The 14,808-nt window shown below is 41.0% G+C and carries 18 protein-coding genes; 7 read left to right on the forward strand and 11 right to left on the reverse strand.

What is annotated here, in order from left to right; all coding sequences use genetic code 11:
* The 8 genes from L4C39_RS04665 to L4C39_RS04700 form a co-directional block, all read right to left on the reverse strand.
* Positions 1–2,727, reverse strand: coding sequence for a replication endonuclease (locus L4C39_RS04665; RefSeq protein ID WP_429744733.1), 2,727 nt, complete (start codon positions 2,725–2,727; stop codon positions 1–3).
* Entirely contained in the window at positions 2,727–2,912 is a 186-nt protein-coding gene (locus tag L4C39_RS04670; RefSeq protein WP_429744734.1) for a hypothetical protein, read from the reverse strand. The genes L4C39_RS04665 and L4C39_RS04670 overlap by 1 nt, the downstream gene beginning before the upstream one ends.
* A complete protein-coding gene (locus L4C39_RS04675; RefSeq protein WP_429744736.1) occupies positions 2,909–3,139 on the reverse strand; it encodes a hypothetical protein in 231 nt (76 codons plus the stop codon). Before L4C39_RS04675 ends, L4C39_RS04670 begins: the two co-directional genes overlap by 4 nt.
* Positions 3,139–3,543: a hypothetical protein gene (locus tag L4C39_RS04680; protein WP_429744738.1), complete on the reverse strand. Its 405-nt coding sequence runs from the start codon at positions 3,541–3,543 to the stop codon at positions 3,139–3,141. The genes L4C39_RS04675 and L4C39_RS04680 overlap by 1 nt, the downstream gene beginning before the upstream one ends.
* Positions 3,544–3,545: 2 nt before the next feature.
* Positions 3,546–3,950, reverse strand: coding sequence for a hypothetical protein (locus L4C39_RS04685; RefSeq protein WP_429744740.1), 405 nt, complete (start codon positions 3,948–3,950; stop codon positions 3,546–3,548).
* A 111-nt stretch (positions 3,951–4,061) separates the two neighbouring features.
* Positions 4,062–4,343: a hypothetical protein gene (locus tag L4C39_RS04690; RefSeq protein WP_429744742.1), complete on the reverse strand. Its 282-nt coding sequence runs from the start codon at positions 4,341–4,343 to the stop codon at positions 4,062–4,064.
* Between the two features lie 11 nt (positions 4,344–4,354).
* Entirely contained in the window at positions 4,355–4,894 is a 540-nt protein-coding gene (locus L4C39_RS04695; protein ID WP_429744744.1) for a phage regulatory CII family protein, read from the reverse strand.
* Positions 4,895–5,004: 110 nt separating this feature from the next.
* Entirely contained in the window at positions 5,005–5,280 is a 276-nt protein-coding gene (locus tag L4C39_RS04700; RefSeq protein ID WP_429744746.1) for a hypothetical protein, read from the reverse strand.
* A 99-nt stretch (positions 5,281–5,379) separates the two neighbouring features.
* On the opposite strand from L4C39_RS04700, the gene L4C39_RS04705 reads away from it, so the two are divergent.
* The 7 genes from L4C39_RS04705 to xthA all read left to right on the forward strand — a co-directional run bounded on the left by L4C39_RS04705 (position 5,380) and on the right by xthA (position 12,231).
* The gene (locus L4C39_RS04705) at positions 5,380–6,045 is read left to right on the forward strand and encodes a phage repressor protein CI (protein ID WP_429744748.1); all 666 of its coding nucleotides are present in this window, start codon (positions 5,380–5,382) and stop codon (positions 6,043–6,045) included.
* Between the two features lie 33 nt (positions 6,046–6,078).
* The gene (locus L4C39_RS04710) at positions 6,079–7,785 is read left to right on the forward strand and encodes an SNIPE associated domain-containing protein (RefSeq protein WP_429744750.1); all 1,707 of its coding nucleotides are present in this window, start codon (positions 6,079–6,081) and stop codon (positions 7,783–7,785) included.
* 64 nt (positions 7,786–7,849) lie between these two features.
* A complete protein-coding gene (locus tag L4C39_RS04715; protein ID WP_429744752.1) occupies positions 7,850–9,046 on the forward strand; it encodes a hypothetical protein in 1,197 nt (398 codons plus the stop codon).
* A 19-nt stretch (positions 9,047–9,065) separates the two neighbouring features.
* Positions 9,066–9,437, forward strand: a complete 372-nt coding sequence (locus tag L4C39_RS04720; protein ID WP_429744754.1) for an STAS-like domain-containing protein — start codon at positions 9,066–9,068, stop codon at positions 9,435–9,437.
* Positions 9,434–10,261, forward strand: a complete 828-nt coding sequence (locus L4C39_RS04725) for a hypothetical protein (protein WP_429744756.1) — start codon at positions 9,434–9,436, stop codon at positions 10,259–10,261. The genes L4C39_RS04720 and L4C39_RS04725 overlap by 4 nt, the downstream gene beginning before the upstream one ends.
* A gap of 6 nt (positions 10,262–10,267) precedes the next feature.
* Positions 10,268–11,287 (forward strand): phage integrase, encoded by a 1,020-nt coding sequence (locus L4C39_RS04730; RefSeq protein ID WP_429744758.1) that lies wholly within the window; start codon positions 10,268–10,270, stop codon positions 11,285–11,287.
* Between the two features lie 137 nt (positions 11,288–11,424).
* On the forward strand, positions 11,425–12,231 hold the full coding sequence (xthA, locus tag L4C39_RS04735; protein ID WP_429744760.1) for an exodeoxyribonuclease III: 807 nt from the start codon (positions 11,425–11,427) through the stop codon (positions 12,229–12,231).
* 103 nt (positions 12,232–12,334) lie between these two features.
* Here xthA and L4C39_RS04740 read toward each other — a convergent pair whose 3' ends face one another.
* The 3 genes from L4C39_RS04740 to L4C39_RS04750 all read right to left on the reverse strand — a co-directional run bounded on the left by L4C39_RS04740 (position 12,335) and on the right by L4C39_RS04750 (position 14,712).
* Positions 12,335–13,012, reverse strand: coding sequence for an ABC transporter permease (locus L4C39_RS04740; protein ID WP_113797514.1), 678 nt, complete (start codon positions 13,010–13,012; stop codon positions 12,335–12,337).
* A gap of 2 nt (positions 13,013–13,014) precedes the next feature.
* A complete protein-coding gene (locus L4C39_RS04745) occupies positions 13,015–13,755 on the reverse strand; it encodes an ABC transporter permease (RefSeq protein WP_136993735.1) in 741 nt (246 codons plus the stop codon).
* Positions 13,756–13,935: 180 nt separating this feature from the next.
* Positions 13,936–14,712, reverse strand: coding sequence for an ABC transporter substrate-binding protein (locus tag L4C39_RS04750; RefSeq protein WP_017051925.1), 777 nt, complete (start codon positions 14,710–14,712; stop codon positions 13,936–13,938).
* Positions 14,713–14,808 lie beyond the last annotated feature (96 nt).

Consider the following 14,808-nt stretch of genomic DNA (forward strand, 5'->3'; position numbering starts at 1 on the left):
TCATTCCTCAAATAGTGGCCATTTTTCTGAATCAATAATCGATAGGTAGTCACCCCAGCTCTTGTTCTGGCGGCTACTGGTACTGAACTCTGATAAACCTGGCTGCTCATATTCATGATCTTCATCTTCTCCGGTTAGAGGCTCGGACGGTTTAGCCTCGAAATCATCCAACCAACTTAAATCTGGCTTGGGTTCGTACTGCTCTACTAGCTGCGCTGGGCGTTTCTTGCCGTACTCGTCTACCTCCGCAGGGCGGATTCTTATACTGGTTTCATCATCAATACGAATTGAACTGCCTTTTAGCAGAGCGGTTAGTGCATCTTCATCAATATTTGGCGGTAAACCTCCATTAATTGAATAAGGTTCTAATAGCCGCTTAAGCTGATCGCTAATCTGTACTTTCTGTGGGTGCGTACAGTTATTGACAGAACTCCGAGAGACAGCAGAGCTGTCAGGAAGAGCAAGATCAAGAGCAGAAGCAAGAGCCCCCGCTTCAGCATCATCGGCATTCTTATCTTCTGATTTGCTCACAATCGTCCATGTTTTCAGGCGCGTTTTAACCAGTTCACCTGCGGCAACGAAACCTTCAATTTTTCGAACATCTTCCCCATGCGGTGAAGCAAACGGCAGCACTTCATAAGAGTTAGTTATTAATAAATCTTCACGCTTAACAAATGGGCCACCTTGCCCCATGATGTAACCTTTCCAATGGCCGTTATCAGCAGCTTTCATTGTGTCCGCTACAGTGGTTTCATCCGTTTTCATGCGTGGTTGATAATTGGTAGCAATCGCCTCAACCAACTCTGCATTGGTCATTACACTCGCAGGCTTAAACGGGCCAACTAAGTGAAGATAAGACATCGAGTAAATCGTGATTAAGTCACTACGTTGCTGCTCAAACACATAGGTCATGAACGCTTTCTTGTTCTGACTGGCTAATCGACGAAGCTCACGGTAAGTCGTGACGGGAGCACCACCAAAGAATTGGAATTGACGAATGCTCCAACGGCTTTTCCATGCGCTAACATTTTTCGCCATCGCTTGAACGGGCTTACCTGTTTCTTTCGAAATTTCGTCACCCATTGCATAACCGTCGATATTTTTAGAAATGTATTTAGCGATGTAACCCGTAGCGGTACCCTTTTCAGGATCGATATAACCGAAATCACAGCGAGGTCGATAATTGAATGGACCTTGAATAGCCTTCTTCTTTTCCGCGCGTTTCTCATTGCGGTCAAAGAATGGATAAAGCTCTTCTTTATCTTGCTGAACTGCATAGCTAATGAAAATGTCACGTACCTGTTCTACGTGCTCTGGCATCACCCAAATCAATAAATGCCAATGTGGTGTGCCATCATGATGCGGCTCAGCCACACGAACCCCAAACCAACGAATGTCATCACGGCCTAACTTTGAGCGGATCTTTTTCCACACACTATTTAAGTAAGTTTGAGCATCACGAGGGCTTGAACCGTTCCAATGAGGAATAAAGCCGCCTTTCTTATAGCTGTTATGAAATGTAGAAGGAGTGGTAAGAGTTAAGAACAAACCTTGCAGACCAAGCTCATTACCGATGTCTTCACAACCACGACAACGGACCATTAATTCATGACGACGAATTGCAGGGTTAGACATGCTTTTAAGCACCATGTCTTCCATTTCAACTTCTTCGCCCTCTTCATCTTGGAGTAACGTATTTTGAATGTATTCCCAGTTTTTCTTTTGCTGCGCTTGGTGCTCTTGAATGCAATCCCATGATGAATAAGCCGAAGCGCGATAAGACACTTGCCCCATCGCAATCGCTAAATGTTCACGCATGATTTTTCGGGTTTTCTTTAAACGACCAAGCCACCAAGACTCACTGACCATTCTTGAAATGTCGGTAATGGCACTTTCTGCTGTTTGTTTCTCGTATTTACGAGGGGGTGTGATACCAAGCTTACGAACGAAAGCCGCAACTTCTTCATAAATACCAGGCAAGGCTTCATCAACTTCTTTCTCTGTTTCTTTACCTTTTTGAATCCCGATCAGCTGAGTTTTTTTAGTAAGAATCGTCGATAGTTTAAAAGCCATGTCACGGAGTTCTTCCTCTTCTAGCTCTGCCAGAATTTTGCTTTTCGCTGGCTTACTGCTCTTTTCTATCGCATCAAAATCGAAACTAGCCTGTCCGTTTGGTTGGTTAAAGCTGCTTTGCTCAGTGTTGTTTTGCTCTCCATCAGCAAAATCGTCACTAAGCGAAGCCACCTTATGAGTGGTCGGTAAATGTTTGTAATGCACTAAAACCCTGCGAACACGAACAGTTGCAGGTTTCATTTTTTCACGAATATATGTGTTTGCTATATCACGGCCTTCTTTCTTAAAAAGAGAGACATAACGATTTGCAAAATACTTGGTAAGGTAAGAAGGAAGATCAGAAAAATACTTAGACAACCACTCGTGGTCATCAGGACTTACTTCATAAAGCTTGCGCTCAACAACAGAAAGGTTTTCCGGTTCGCGATCGAAAACACGTCTGCTAGATAGCACCATATCACTAGCAACAGGCTGCAACTCTTGATCACACCCTAGCCACTCTAAGTACGTTTCCTGTGCTTTCTCTTGTTGCAGTTCACTGTATTCAAGGGAATGAATATCTATATCTTGGTTCCACGCAACAAGACGCTCACCCGAAGTTAGTAACTTCTTAGATGAACGTCTTTCTTTTTTGGTGGCGTAATTGGATGCCATTAACCTTCATCCAAAAAATCAGCAGGGTTACGAGTAATTTTTAGTTGAACTTGAAGTTCTTCATTGCCAGTCAGTAACGTACCTAATAGCACTTCATTATCTGGATGGCCTCCTGCAAGCATCTCTGCAATTAACATTTCAATGTAATCTGGTGCTTCAGCGGCGATTTTCATTGCTTCACTCATAACTCACTAAGCTCCTGCGTATCCATAATCATGTGGCCACCAGTGTTGTTGCCCTTGACGATCACTCCATTCATTACGTGCTTGCAGTTGAATATTTCACACGCTGAATCAATGGCGTTCTCTGGTGAGTCGCACTCACCTAACTGCACATTCATCACTTCAGAGGTTTCAGCATCACGAACGACATCACCACCAATACCTAAAGTTACTGCTACATAATTCAGCATCAGCATGCCTCCAACGTTGGGTAGCCATGTTCTGGTTCATAGTCGCGCCACCACATTTGCATGGTTGCGTTTTGGCTAGTGCTTTTTGTGCAAGCAGAAACAAAAAAGAGTGCGCGGATTGCACCTAAAGCTTGGAGTTCCATTGATTTGTCATCAGCAGATTGGCTGTAAACCACTACCCAGAAAACCCACCACGCGGTGATGACATCTTCCAGGCATAAACCTTGTTCAGTGCCATTTACGTTCACCAACATGGCGCTAATGGAATCAAGCTCAAGCATTTCGCCCTGGCTCGATTCGACCGTATTGAATACACGAATGAATTGCTCAATTTTGCGAGTAGTAAAACCTTCACCACGAAGGCCATGCTCTAAGTCTTTGCGGAATACAGTGATGATGCTCATGTTTACTCCCCCACAACCGATAAGCAGTACTGTTCGAACTGGTGTAACTCTTCATCATCAAAATGGCCTAAATCACGCAGTGCCAACATTTCAAGAAACAGACGACGATTGCTCATGTCTAAGTTTGCCCAGTGATGAAGCTGTGATACTTGCTTGATGTGACCACTGCGGTACCAGCTAGGGAATGAATGACCAAAGAAGAAACGAGCGCGTTCACATCCCATTGCTTCTTTAATATCTGCCAACACTTCAGACTGTGGGCGATGTGTTTCAAGTGGTTGCTGTTTCTTTGCTATTGCATCCAAGTGGCATAACAATTCGTGTTGCTGTTCTGTGCTACTTGATTTAAAGCGTTCTAAGATCAGCTCGGTAGACTGCTCTAAAAGGTGCATTTCGAGACTACTCATACTCAAATCCTCAAATTTTGGATAAAAAAATCCCTCCCTCAATCGGTTAAGAAATTAAGAGGGATACGGGCAAAACGCCCAATGGCTAGGTTGGCTTAGTAAATCGGGTGGCTAAGACCAGCGTTCAATCACGCGATTGGCCTGTGAATCAATCTTGCGGATCTCTTTCGATATGCGCATTTGCTCGGTGATGCTGTCGCTATTTCTCTCTTGTGCTTGTAATTTGGCTCTGGTTTCACGAAGTGAGGTTAATTGGCGATCACGCAGCTCGTTGCGAGTGCGCTGTAAAAAAGTTAAACCACGCTCTTTTTGCTCTCTGGTTAAAGAGTGAAACGGCATATCAGGGCAAGGCTGATGGCATGGGTTATCTAAAGTTTGAATGGCAACTGACATAGGTAATTCCTCTAACTTAAGCCTGGAATGGGCGCACCGTTGGCAATGAAATCTATACCCATACTTAAGAACGGGTTTAAACCAGTTGTGCGGTTTTCTAAATCGTTAATAAGTAAAACCAGATTCCCTAAAGCCGCTTGAGCTTTGGCAATGGTTTTACGTTTATCGCTTCTAAATAAACGTTCTGCGTTACAGTGCTTTATTGCATCGCTAGAAAGCTCACCTGAAAGTGCGCCATTAACTAAAATGCGCTCGACTAAAGTTTTTGCACCTTCTTCTAGTGGTACTTCTGCCACTACCACGCCCAAATCACCCAACACCGTATTCATAATGGTGTAATCACCTGTTGCCTTGCAGATTAAAGCCATATCAACAGGTGTTAACTTGTATTGCTGCTCTGGGTTCAACTTGCTACGCAATACCGTTCCTTTCAGCCCTACACGTTCTGCGAGTTTTTCAATATTGTGGTTTTCAACAAAATCACGGCAAACGGCGTCAAAAGCTCGCTGTTTGGGCTCACGTAATTCGCACATGGCAACTTTTCCGTTCATATACGACACTCTTTATAGGAAGGGAGGAACGAGAATGACGACCCAAGCGAACAAATGAAGCCAGCTTGGGCAATAATTCTTAGTCGGGACAACAGGAGAAATACGCATGACTATCTCAACAACTCTAATGCTTCACGGGTGGCCATTTCAGCCATAGCAACCACGTTCACCATTGGAATTTCATTCTTTGCTTCTTTAGGGCGAATGATTAGCTTGTTGTTTTCCATGTCTTTACGAAGAGTCGATAAAGGAACGCCAGAAAAGCGGGAATACTCTTCAATACGCATATATGGGGCAGGGATCTGTAGAGCATAAGACAACATAGTGATATCCTTACAAGTTACTTTATTAAGAATCAAACATGCTTGGTTAGTTGCCGTGTTCATGTTTGAGAACAATTGGATTATTGATCCCATTTGAGAACAGGTCAAGCCTTAATGACACCAAAACTGACTCTTTGCGATCTTTTACATGAAAGAACTCATATGGACGACAAAAAAAGCATACAGCCATACGACTACCTGAAAGGTTCAGATTTCGTCGATGCGTTAAAAAACAAGCTAAACTGCCGTACACACCAAGAGTTAGCAGACTTACTTGGAATCCCAAAGTCGACATTTAGCACATGGGCCAAACACGAACGAACATCTCATGAGGTAATGGTTAGGCTACATCTCAACAAAGGTATTCCAATTGAAGAATTAGCTTTAACAACCGAAGAGCTTAATAAAATTGCTAACGGGAAAGTTGAAGTAGCAAACTCTCACGTAGCAATGGAAGAGAGAGCCGTTCGAGAACAAAATCCACAACATGGCGTTACACTACTGAAAAGTTTCTGCTTAAGCGGCGGAAAACTATTAGATACAGGCGAAATACCTTATCCAGTAAGAAGAATTAATAGCTTGGGCTTACAGCAAGCAAACTTAATTGAAGTAGAAACCAATGACGCTATCTATCTTCTTGATAAAAGCATGATGGATGCATTAAGAGGTAACTACTTAATAGATATTGATGGGCATTTGTCTATCAATCGCATTCAACGCTTGCCCGGTAAAAAACTGGCGATAGCATTTGATGACAGCACTATCGAGGTATCCGACGAAGATATCCAAGTGATTGGTTACATTGCTGCAACGTTGAAGAAAGATTAATAACTAAACTTAAATTGGCTAGGTAAATAACAAATGGATATAGGCACAGTAATAGCTCTCGCTATATTTTTCGCTCCTCTTTTACTGCTTTTTATTTTCCGCAGTAAAAACAAGAAAGCACAAAAAGAACTTAATTCTAAACTAGAACAAACCGAAGAAGCTCTAGCGCAAGCTGAAGCTGATGCAAAAAGGCAACGTTTCGAGAATGAAGACCTAAAAGCTCTTTACTCACCAATTATTGACATGGAAGCCCATACAAAAGAACTTCTAAGATCTGCAAATGAATCTATTGAGAAATCTAAAACTGAAGTTGAAAAAGAACTTGAGCAGGCAAAAGCTGAGATGGAAGCCACAAAGCGAGATGCAAAAAAAATTGAATCTGAAGCACATAGTTATAGATACATGACACAGAACGAAAGAAAAAGAATCATTAATGACGCAAAAAACGAAAGGACTAAAATTTTTGAAGAAGCAAAAAATGAATCAAAAAACATTACAGCAGAAGCTCGCATAAAATTATCAAGTTCAAAAGAAAAAGCCGAAAAAATTAAAGCAGAGGCTCGTGAAGAAGCAAGTAAAGTCATTAGTTTTGCAGAAACTCAAGCAAAAAAAATTGCAGGGGATGCTTACGAGGCAAAAGCGAAAGCCGACTCTTACGAACATGCCATTAAAGCCATGAAAAATACCATCGAAGGCTATAAAGACGATTATATTGTTCCAAACCATTCAGTTCTCGACGACCTTGCAGAAGAATTCAGTTACAAAGAAGCAGGTGAAGAGCTAAAAACAGCACGTAAGCGTGTAAAAGAAATGGTTAAAGAGGGGTTCGCTGGCGCATGTGACTACGTAGAACCTCACCGAAAAACATTCGCTATTCACTTCGCAGTTGATGCTTTTAACGGAAAAGTTGACAGCGCACTATCAAAAGTAAAACATGATAATTTCGGAAAAATCAAACAAGAAATAATTGATTCTTTTGCCCTTGTTAACCACAACGGAGCTCCTTTTCGAAATGCTCGTATCAACCAAGAATTCCTCGACGCTCGTTTAACTGAGCTCAAATGGGCTGTTGCTGCATTCGAGTTAAAGAAAATTGAGCGTGAAGAACAAGCCGAAATCAAAGCCCAAATTCGCGAAGAAGAACGAGCTATCCGAGAAATGGAAAAAGCGCGTAAAGAAGCAGAAAAAGAAGAACGTATACTTCAAAAAGCTTTAGAAAAGGCTCGCCAAGAATTAGGCCAAGCAAGCGAAGAACAGAAAGCTGAATTTGAGGCTCAACTTGCAGAATTAGAAGGCAAACTGCAAGAAGCTGAAGATAGAGGTCAACGCGCACTATCAATGGCACAACAGACGCGTCGTGGCCACGTCTACGTAATCAGTAACGTAGGTAGCTTTGGTGAAGAAGTATTTAAAATTGGTATGACTCGTCGTTTAGAACCAATGGATCGTGTAAAAGAGCTTGGTGACGCATCGGTTCCTTTCTCGTTTGATGTCCACGCAATGATTTACAGCGATGACGCGCCAGCCCTAGAAAAAGAACTGCATAGAAAATTCAACCTACAGTCGGTTAATAAGATCAACTCACGCAAAGAGTTCTTCAGAACTACGGTTGCAGAAGTAAAACAGGCAGTAGAGCAACAAGGTTTAAATGAAGTTCATTGGACTCTTAAGGCTGAGGCTGCTGAGTATCGTGAGAGTTTAGCTATCGAGAAAGAACAACAAGCTGAAGCAGTGGCTTAAAGAATCAAAAGCTAGAAATATTGAACTAGTGTAATAAACCTAATAATTGTAGTAAGTATTAAATATGAAACTAATAACAACAAAGCAACGTCTTAGAGACGTTCAACGTCAACGAAAAGAAACTTATAAACAAAGACTTGCAGCATCTAAAGCAAAAAATAGGCATTATTCAACACGTAAGGCACCAAGACAGAGACCAAAGCGGAAGAAAATTGATTACTCACCTCTAAATGATTATATCCAAGATCAAGTCAAACGAGGTCTTCGTCACCAATTATTGAAAAATAGAAAAAAAGGGATTGTCATCCACCTTCCTGAAGTTATGGATTTTGAAGAAAACAAGAAAGAGACATTACAGCATCTTAACGCAATTAGTGTCTTAGTAAGCTATATTCATAAAAATCATGGTCAACCTTTACCAAAAAAAACATACAACCTAGTAAGTGTAAACTTTGACAACTTAAGAAAGCTTTCAGCTCCAGCAGCTCTAGCACTTACTGCTGAACTGTCAAATTGGGAAGATACAATTCGAAATAAATTGAACCCAAAAATCAAACAATGGAATGATGAAATCTATAGTCAACTTCACGATCTTGGTTTTTTTAACTTATTCGAAAATAAATTTGTTAAACCGCCTAAGTGTAAAGATAACTGCTCTGACACTCGGTTAGTAAGATATATCAAAGGTAAGTGCGGAGATGATGGCAAAATCAAAGAGCTAAAGCGTGGAATACATGACTTAGTTGGTGAAAAACAGATTGATAAATGGACTTTTTTGGCAAGTGGACTTGATGAAGCAATAACAAATGTAACACATCATGCCTACCCTGAAGGATGGGATCGTAGAACTAAAGAGAAACCTTGGTATATGACTGGCTCATATAATGAAACAACACGAGAACTAAAAGTCATTTTCTATGATCAAGGAGTTAGCATTCCTAAAACTCTAGATAATTCAAAATGGAAAGATGGCATATTCGGGTTACTCACCAAGATACCTGCTGTTGATAGAAGAAAAGATGAAAATTTATTAGAAGCTGCTGTTGAATATGGCAAAACAAGAACAAATGAACCAGATAGAGGTAAAGGTTTAGGCGATCTACTAGTATTTATTCAACAGCGAAAAAGTGGAATGTTATCGATTTTAAGTGGTAAAGGACAATACAGCTTCACTCTCGATAACGACAAACAAAAAACTACAACTTCACGCTCCAAATACCCTGTTCAAGGTACACTAATAATTTGGCGCGTTACTCTTTAAGATTAAATTTGGGTTAAAAATGAGTATATTTAATATTGGTACGCAATTTTCAGATGAACCATCTGGGCGATACTACTCTGATACAAATAAACGGAGTGGCGAAGCTTTTCGAGAGGATCACCTCAAAGGGCTAATTGAAAGACTAAAACCAAACGAAAAAGTTACGTTCATTCTAGATGATGACGTAGATACGTATGGTTCTTCGTTCTTAACTGAAGGTTTTGCTGGGATGGTAAAGTATGGATACATTACCTCAACTGAACTACTCAAAAAAATTGATTTCGAGTATTCAGATCCTGATTATGAGTTCTATGCTAAAAGAGCAAGAAAGTACATAAAAGAAGCAGAATATAACTCGCAAACGTATATCGCAACTGAGCGTAGGCGATGAGTGCACAGAGCCAATCGGTAGTGTTAAGCATTGAAAAGAATCAACTCTTATGTATGCCAATAACAGATGACATTGCTATAAACAGCGTTCCTGTTATTAAAGTTGATCAAAGTGATGTTATCTCTTCTCTAGAGAGCATCAATGCAACATTAAAAAATGCACCAAGTAGCATACATGATTTATGTGGAACTTTAACTAATGACGTCACTGTAAATAAGCTACCTGTAATTGATATTGCTCAACCAATTAGCAGTGAAGTAGCAATAAACAGCGTTCCTACTCTTAGTCTAGATAACACGTTATTAATCACTACTTTAGAAAAAGTAAACACTACTCTTGGATCCATTCCAGATGGCTCTTATGGAGTGACATTTGCTGGAGCATTGTTTTCAGTTTTGGCTGCATTTACATTTAACATTCTCTATTGGTGGGTAGTCTCCTTAAAAAAAGGGTTATCTACAGAAATAACCAAATTCGAATTTGTTCTTGATAGGTTTGAAGAATCAGCTACAAAGTATTGGATACAGCCATACTCCGCTAGCAATTCTCAAGATCTCCAAATCAAAGAGATGCGAATAAAAGCTGATCACCGCTTATTAAGAGATGCCCAAGGTAGAATAGAAAAAAAATTCTTTTTAGGCAGATTTAATCCATCTAAAGCAAAGTTTTCCTCTAATTTAAAGTCATTACTAGAGAATTTATTCGACTGTGCTACAGGAGGAGATTTCGAATCCTACCCTCGCCTAGAAGACACAAAACGCTGTAATAGAATCATTAAACTATGTACTCAGATACGAGTAGAAGTAACGGGTCTTGATACATAACTTCACATGACAGTTAGAAACCTAAAAGACGGCAGCAAAAAACCATGGCTTTGCGAGTGTTACCCGCAAGGCCGTGGAGGTAAGCGCGTTCGTAAACGCTTCGCCACCAAAGGCGAAGCGAACAGTTATGAATTCTACTTAATGAAAGAAGTGGATGATAAACCGTGGCTAGGTGAAAAAACCGATCACCGCCGTCTTTCAGATATCATCGAGTTATGGTTTAAGCTTCACGGACAAAATTTGAAGTCTGGTGAACATACTCAGAATCGAATGATTCACATCTGTAATGAGTTAAGTGACCCTATTGCTTCCCACCTCACCTCTCGTGACTTTGCTCACTACCGTTCTAATCGAACCAACAAAGGTCGAGGCCGTGAAGGTAACCTATCTATCAACTCGAATAATGGTGATTTAGCCTGTCTCAAAGCCATTTTCAACAAGTTAATCAAACTGAATGAGTGGAAGTTACCCAACCCTTTAGATGGTATCGAGTCGGTCAAAACTACCGAGACTGAATTGACCTTTTTGTGTGAGGCTCAAATCAAGCATTTGTTCACGGCATTAGATAAAAGCCATGTAAAAGATGAACTCCTCACTATTTTCAAAACTTGCTTGGCAACGGGTGCGCGTATCAATGAAGTGATAGAGTTAAAAGGTAGCCAACTCTTTAAACATAAAATCACTTTTACGCAGACTAAGGGGAAAAAGAACCGTACGATTCCGATCTCTGAAGAGTTATACACTGAGTTGTTTAAGCCAACGAACGGTCGGTTATTTAGTGTGGGTTACGGTGTCGCGCATAAGTGGCTAACTATTGCATTACCGGATCTTCCCAAAGGGCAAGCTACCCATGTTTTGCGTCATACTTTTGCTTCGCATTTCATGATGAATGGTGGCAATATTTTAGTTCTACAGCATATTTTAGGTCACCAGAAAATAGAGCAAACTATGGTGTATTCGCACTTTTCTCCTAACCATTTGAGTGATGCGATCACACTAAATCCGGTCACTCAATACAAGCTATAACATGGCGATCAAGTGGCGACAGAATGGCGACAAAGTTAATTAAGCACGCTTAACTACGGTTAAGCATGACAAAACACAAATCAACAAACCCTTTTGCAACAAGGAATAGCAAGGGTTTCGAAGGAGCACAAAATAAAATGAAAGTWATCAGCTTTAATATCAATGGCCTAAGAGCTCGCCAACATCAGCTTCAAGCTATCATTGACAAGCATCAGCCTGATGTTATCGGACTCCAAGAAATTAAAGTTCATGATGAAGCATTTCCGATCGAAGATGTTGAAGCGATGGGCTACAAAGTTTACTTTCATGGCCAAAAAGCCCATTACGGCGTCGCAATGCTATGTAAGCAAGAGCCGCTGTCTATCCAGAAAGGTTTCCCAACCGATAGCGATGAACATCAAAAACGAATGATTATCGGCACTTTTAAAGATGAGAATGGAGAGAAAGTAACGGTACTTAATGGTTATTTTCCTCAAGGCGACAATGTTAGCCACGAGACAAAGTTCCCGTATAAAGAACAGTTCTACAAAGATTTGATGTCTTACTTAAATGATCACCACAGTAATGATGAGCAAATCATCGTTATGGGTGACATTAACATCAGCCCAATTGATGCCGATATCGGGATTGGCGCTCCTAATGCAAAACGCTGGCTAAAAACAGGAAAATGCTCATTTCAGCCGATTGAACGTGAATGGCTGAAAACCTTGATGGATTGGGGCTTTGAAGATACGTTCCGGAAACTGCACCCAGAAGTCACTGATCAGTACTCATGGTTTGACTATCGTTCGAAAGGTTTCGTTGATAACCGTGGCCTACGTATTGATGTGGTTCTCGCAACCCCAAGTTTAGCAAGCCAATGTACCGATGCCGGTATTGACTATGAATTACGTGGCATTGAAAAGCCATCAGATCATGCACCAATTTGGTCTACTTTTAAGTAGTCAAAACCACTCAAGTCGATACAAATAAAAACACGATCCATAAAAAAGAGGGAGGCAATTTGGCCTCCCTCTTTCGTTTGTTCGAATAACCAAGTTTTTAACTCTAGCTTAACGGTCTCATATAAGCTAAGAAGCGTTTCTCTGCAAACTTAAAGCAAGCAATGATGATAAACGTTAAGCACATATAAAATAGCCCAGCAGTTAAAAATGACTCAAATGGTGCGTAGTAACGTGAGTTGACTAATCGTGCTGCGCCAGTGAGATCCATGATGGTCACAATACCCGCTACAGCTGAACCATGAAGCATGAAGATCACCTCATTACTGTATGCTGGCAATGCGCGTCTTAGAGCACTCGGCAATATGATTCTGCGGTAAGTTTTCCACGTGCTCATGCCATAAGCTTTTGCCGCTTCCACTTCCCCTTTCGGTAAGCCGTTAATCGCACCACGGATGATTTCTGCTGTATATGCGGAAGTGTTTAGTACAAATGCAATCAATGCACAGAACCAAGCATGCTCCCAAAGTGTCCCTTTTACAGGAAAGAATTGATCCATTCCGTAATAAATCAAATACAACTGAACCAGTAATGGCGTACCACGGAAAAAATAAATAAATGTCCAAGCGGGTCCACTGAACGCATAATTATGACTATTTCGTGCAACAGCCAGCGGAATCGCAACCGTCAATCCAATGATTAGGGCACATAGCACCATCCAAACGGTCGTCCATAATCCATCAAGGTATATGGGCAAGCTTTCAATCACTAATGAAAAATCCATAATTACCTCGCGTGAATACTAAATTTACGTTCGACCACTTTAAGCAAGCCTGTCGAAACGCTGGTAAAGAATAAGAAGATCAATGCTACAGACATGTAGAAGGTAAATGGCATCTTGGTTGAACCGGCAGCCAATGAACTAACTCGAACCATATCATCTAAGCCAATGATCGATACCAGCGCCGTTGTTTTCAGTAGAACTAGCCAGTTGTTACCAAAACCAGGCAACGCATGACGGATCATTTGAGGAAGCAAGATACGTCTAAATGCCAAAGCGGTGCTCATTCCATACGCTTTTGCCGCTTCCATTTCGCCGTGATCGACTGCCATTATCGCTCCGCGGAACGTTTCTGCCATGTAAGCGCCAAATATAAAGCCAATGGTTAAAACACCCGCGATGAATGGACTCACATCGATATAATCTGGCAGATAATCTACCCACTCATGGCTTGGATCACTTGAAGTAAACCACTCATTCAGCCACTCATTGATGGCATATAAACTGTTATTCAATAAGATCTGACCACCGAAGAAGATCAGCATCATTAAAACTAAATCAGGGATCCCGCGAATAACAGTTGTATAAAGAGTCGCGATAGCTCTAGCCCAGCGATAAGGAGCCAGTTTTGCAAGTGCACCTAACATCCCTAGTATCATGGCAAGAATCAGTGACAGTATTGCCACTTGTATCGTCAGTATGGCCCCATTAAATATTGAGGCTTCGTATCCTTGTAAATCCAGCATAATAATTCCCAGCAAAAACGGCTAGTCAGGAATACCATCATTCAACAAACGGCTAGGTTAATATGGTTGTTACCACAACAGGTATTCACCTGTAATAATTGAGTAAGTCGCTTGTGGAATGAAAGTGTCTAACGGTAGGTAAGAGACTGTTATGTTAGATAACAGCCTCTCGCATGAAGATTATTGACCGTATACGTCGTAGTTGAAGTATTTCGCTGCAATATCTTGGTAGATACCTTTGTCGCGCAAAGATAAAATAGCCGCATCTAGCTTTTTAGTTAGTGCTTTATCTTGTTTGCGTAGAGCGATACCAAAACCTTCACCGAACCATTTTGGATCTGTCAATGATGGACCTACAAACTCATAAGCTTCACCACCAGCTTTGTTCAATACGCCTTCTTCTAGCGCTGATGCATCACCAAGTACTGACACAATACGACCATTAGCGAGATCTAAATATGCTTCATCAAATGAACCGTAACGAACGATCTCAACGGCATCGCCATAGTTATCTGTAAGGTATTTATCATGAGTTGTTGCACGTTGAACACCAATTTTCACACCTTTTAGCCCTTCTTTAGAGAAGTCTAAGTTTGCACCTTTTTTCGAGATGAATTTATTTGGGATTAGTGCGTACTTGCCTGTGAAATCAATTTTTTTCTTACGCTCTTCAGTAATCGACATTGCCGCAATGATTGCATCGTACTTACGTGCAAGAAGTGACGGAATAATACCATCCCAATCTTGAGGGACGATCTTACATTTCACTTTCATCTCAGTACAAAGCGCATTTGCCATGTCAACATCAAAGCCTTTAAGCGAGCCGTCCGCTTCTGTCCAACTAAATGGAGGATAAGCACCTTCAATACCAAAACGTACTGTTTTCCATTCCTTAGCCTGTGCCATTCCAGTTGCTGCTGTTGCAGCAATCGCTGCCACTAATAACCACTTTTTCATTTCCATACTCCTGTGGATTGTTACTTATTTTATGTTGCTTTCGTTGTGTTGTGTTTTACTTTTCATCGCCACGAATTAACCTTTATTGAACGTTAA

It is taken from the genome of Vibrio clamense (assembly GCF_050337905.1).
In the GTDB taxonomy this organism is placed as follows: Bacteria; Pseudomonadota; Gammaproteobacteria; order Enterobacterales; family Vibrionaceae; genus Vibrio; species Vibrio cortegadensis.

Coding starts and splice junctions, on each gene's coding strand:
- L4C39_RS04665 (WP_429744733.1), bottom strand. CDS start 2,727: ATGGCATCCAATTACGCCACCAAAAAAGAAAGACGTTCATCTAAGAAG.
- L4C39_RS04670 (WP_429744734.1), bottom strand. CDS start 2,912: ATGAGTGAAGCAATGAAAATCGCCGCTGAAGCACCAGATTACATTGAA.
- L4C39_RS04675 (WP_429744736.1), bottom strand. CDS start 3,139: ATGCTGAATTATGTAGCAGTAACTTTAGGTATTGGTGGTGATGTCGTT.
- L4C39_RS04680 (WP_429744738.1), bottom strand. CDS start 3,543: ATGAGCATCATCACTGTATTCCGCAAAGACTTAGAGCATGGCCTTCGT.
- L4C39_RS04685 (WP_429744740.1), bottom strand. CDS start 3,950: ATGAGTAGTCTCGAAATGCACCTTTTAGAGCAGTCTACCGAGCTGATC.
- L4C39_RS04690 (WP_429744742.1), bottom strand. CDS start 4,343: ATGTCAGTTGCCATTCAAACTTTAGATAACCCATGCCATCAGCCTTGC.
- L4C39_RS04695 (WP_429744744.1), bottom strand. CDS start 4,894: ATGAACGGAAAAGTTGCCATGTGCGAATTACGTGAGCCCAAACAGCGA.
- L4C39_RS04700 (WP_429744746.1), bottom strand. CDS start 5,280: ATGAACACGGCAACTAACCAAGCATGTTTGATTCTTAATAAAGTAACT.
- L4C39_RS04705 (WP_429744748.1), top strand. CDS start 5,380: ATGGACGACAAAAAAAGCATACAGCCATACGACTACCTGAAAGGTTCA.
- L4C39_RS04710 (WP_429744750.1), top strand. CDS start 6,079: ATGGATATAGGCACAGTAATAGCTCTCGCTATATTTTTCGCTCCTCTT.
- L4C39_RS04715 (WP_429744752.1), top strand. CDS start 7,850: ATGAAACTAATAACAACAAAGCAACGTCTTAGAGACGTTCAACGTCAA.
- L4C39_RS04720 (WP_429744754.1), top strand. CDS start 9,066: ATGAGTATATTTAATATTGGTACGCAATTTTCAGATGAACCATCTGGG.
- L4C39_RS04725 (WP_429744756.1), top strand. CDS start 9,434: ATGAGTGCACAGAGCCAATCGGTAGTGTTAAGCATTGAAAAGAATCAA.
- L4C39_RS04730 (WP_429744758.1), top strand. CDS start 10,268: ATGACAGTTAGAAACCTAAAAGACGGCAGCAAAAAACCATGGCTTTGC.
- L4C39_RS04740 (WP_113797514.1), bottom strand. CDS start 13,012: ATGGATTTTTCATTAGTGATTGAAAGCTTGCCCATATACCTTGATGGA.
- L4C39_RS04745 (WP_136993735.1), bottom strand. CDS start 13,755: ATGCTGGATTTACAAGGATACGAAGCCTCAATATTTAATGGGGCCATA.
- L4C39_RS04750 (WP_017051925.1), bottom strand. CDS start 14,712: ATGAAAAAGTGGTTATTAGTGGCAGCGATTGCTGCAACAGCAGCAACT.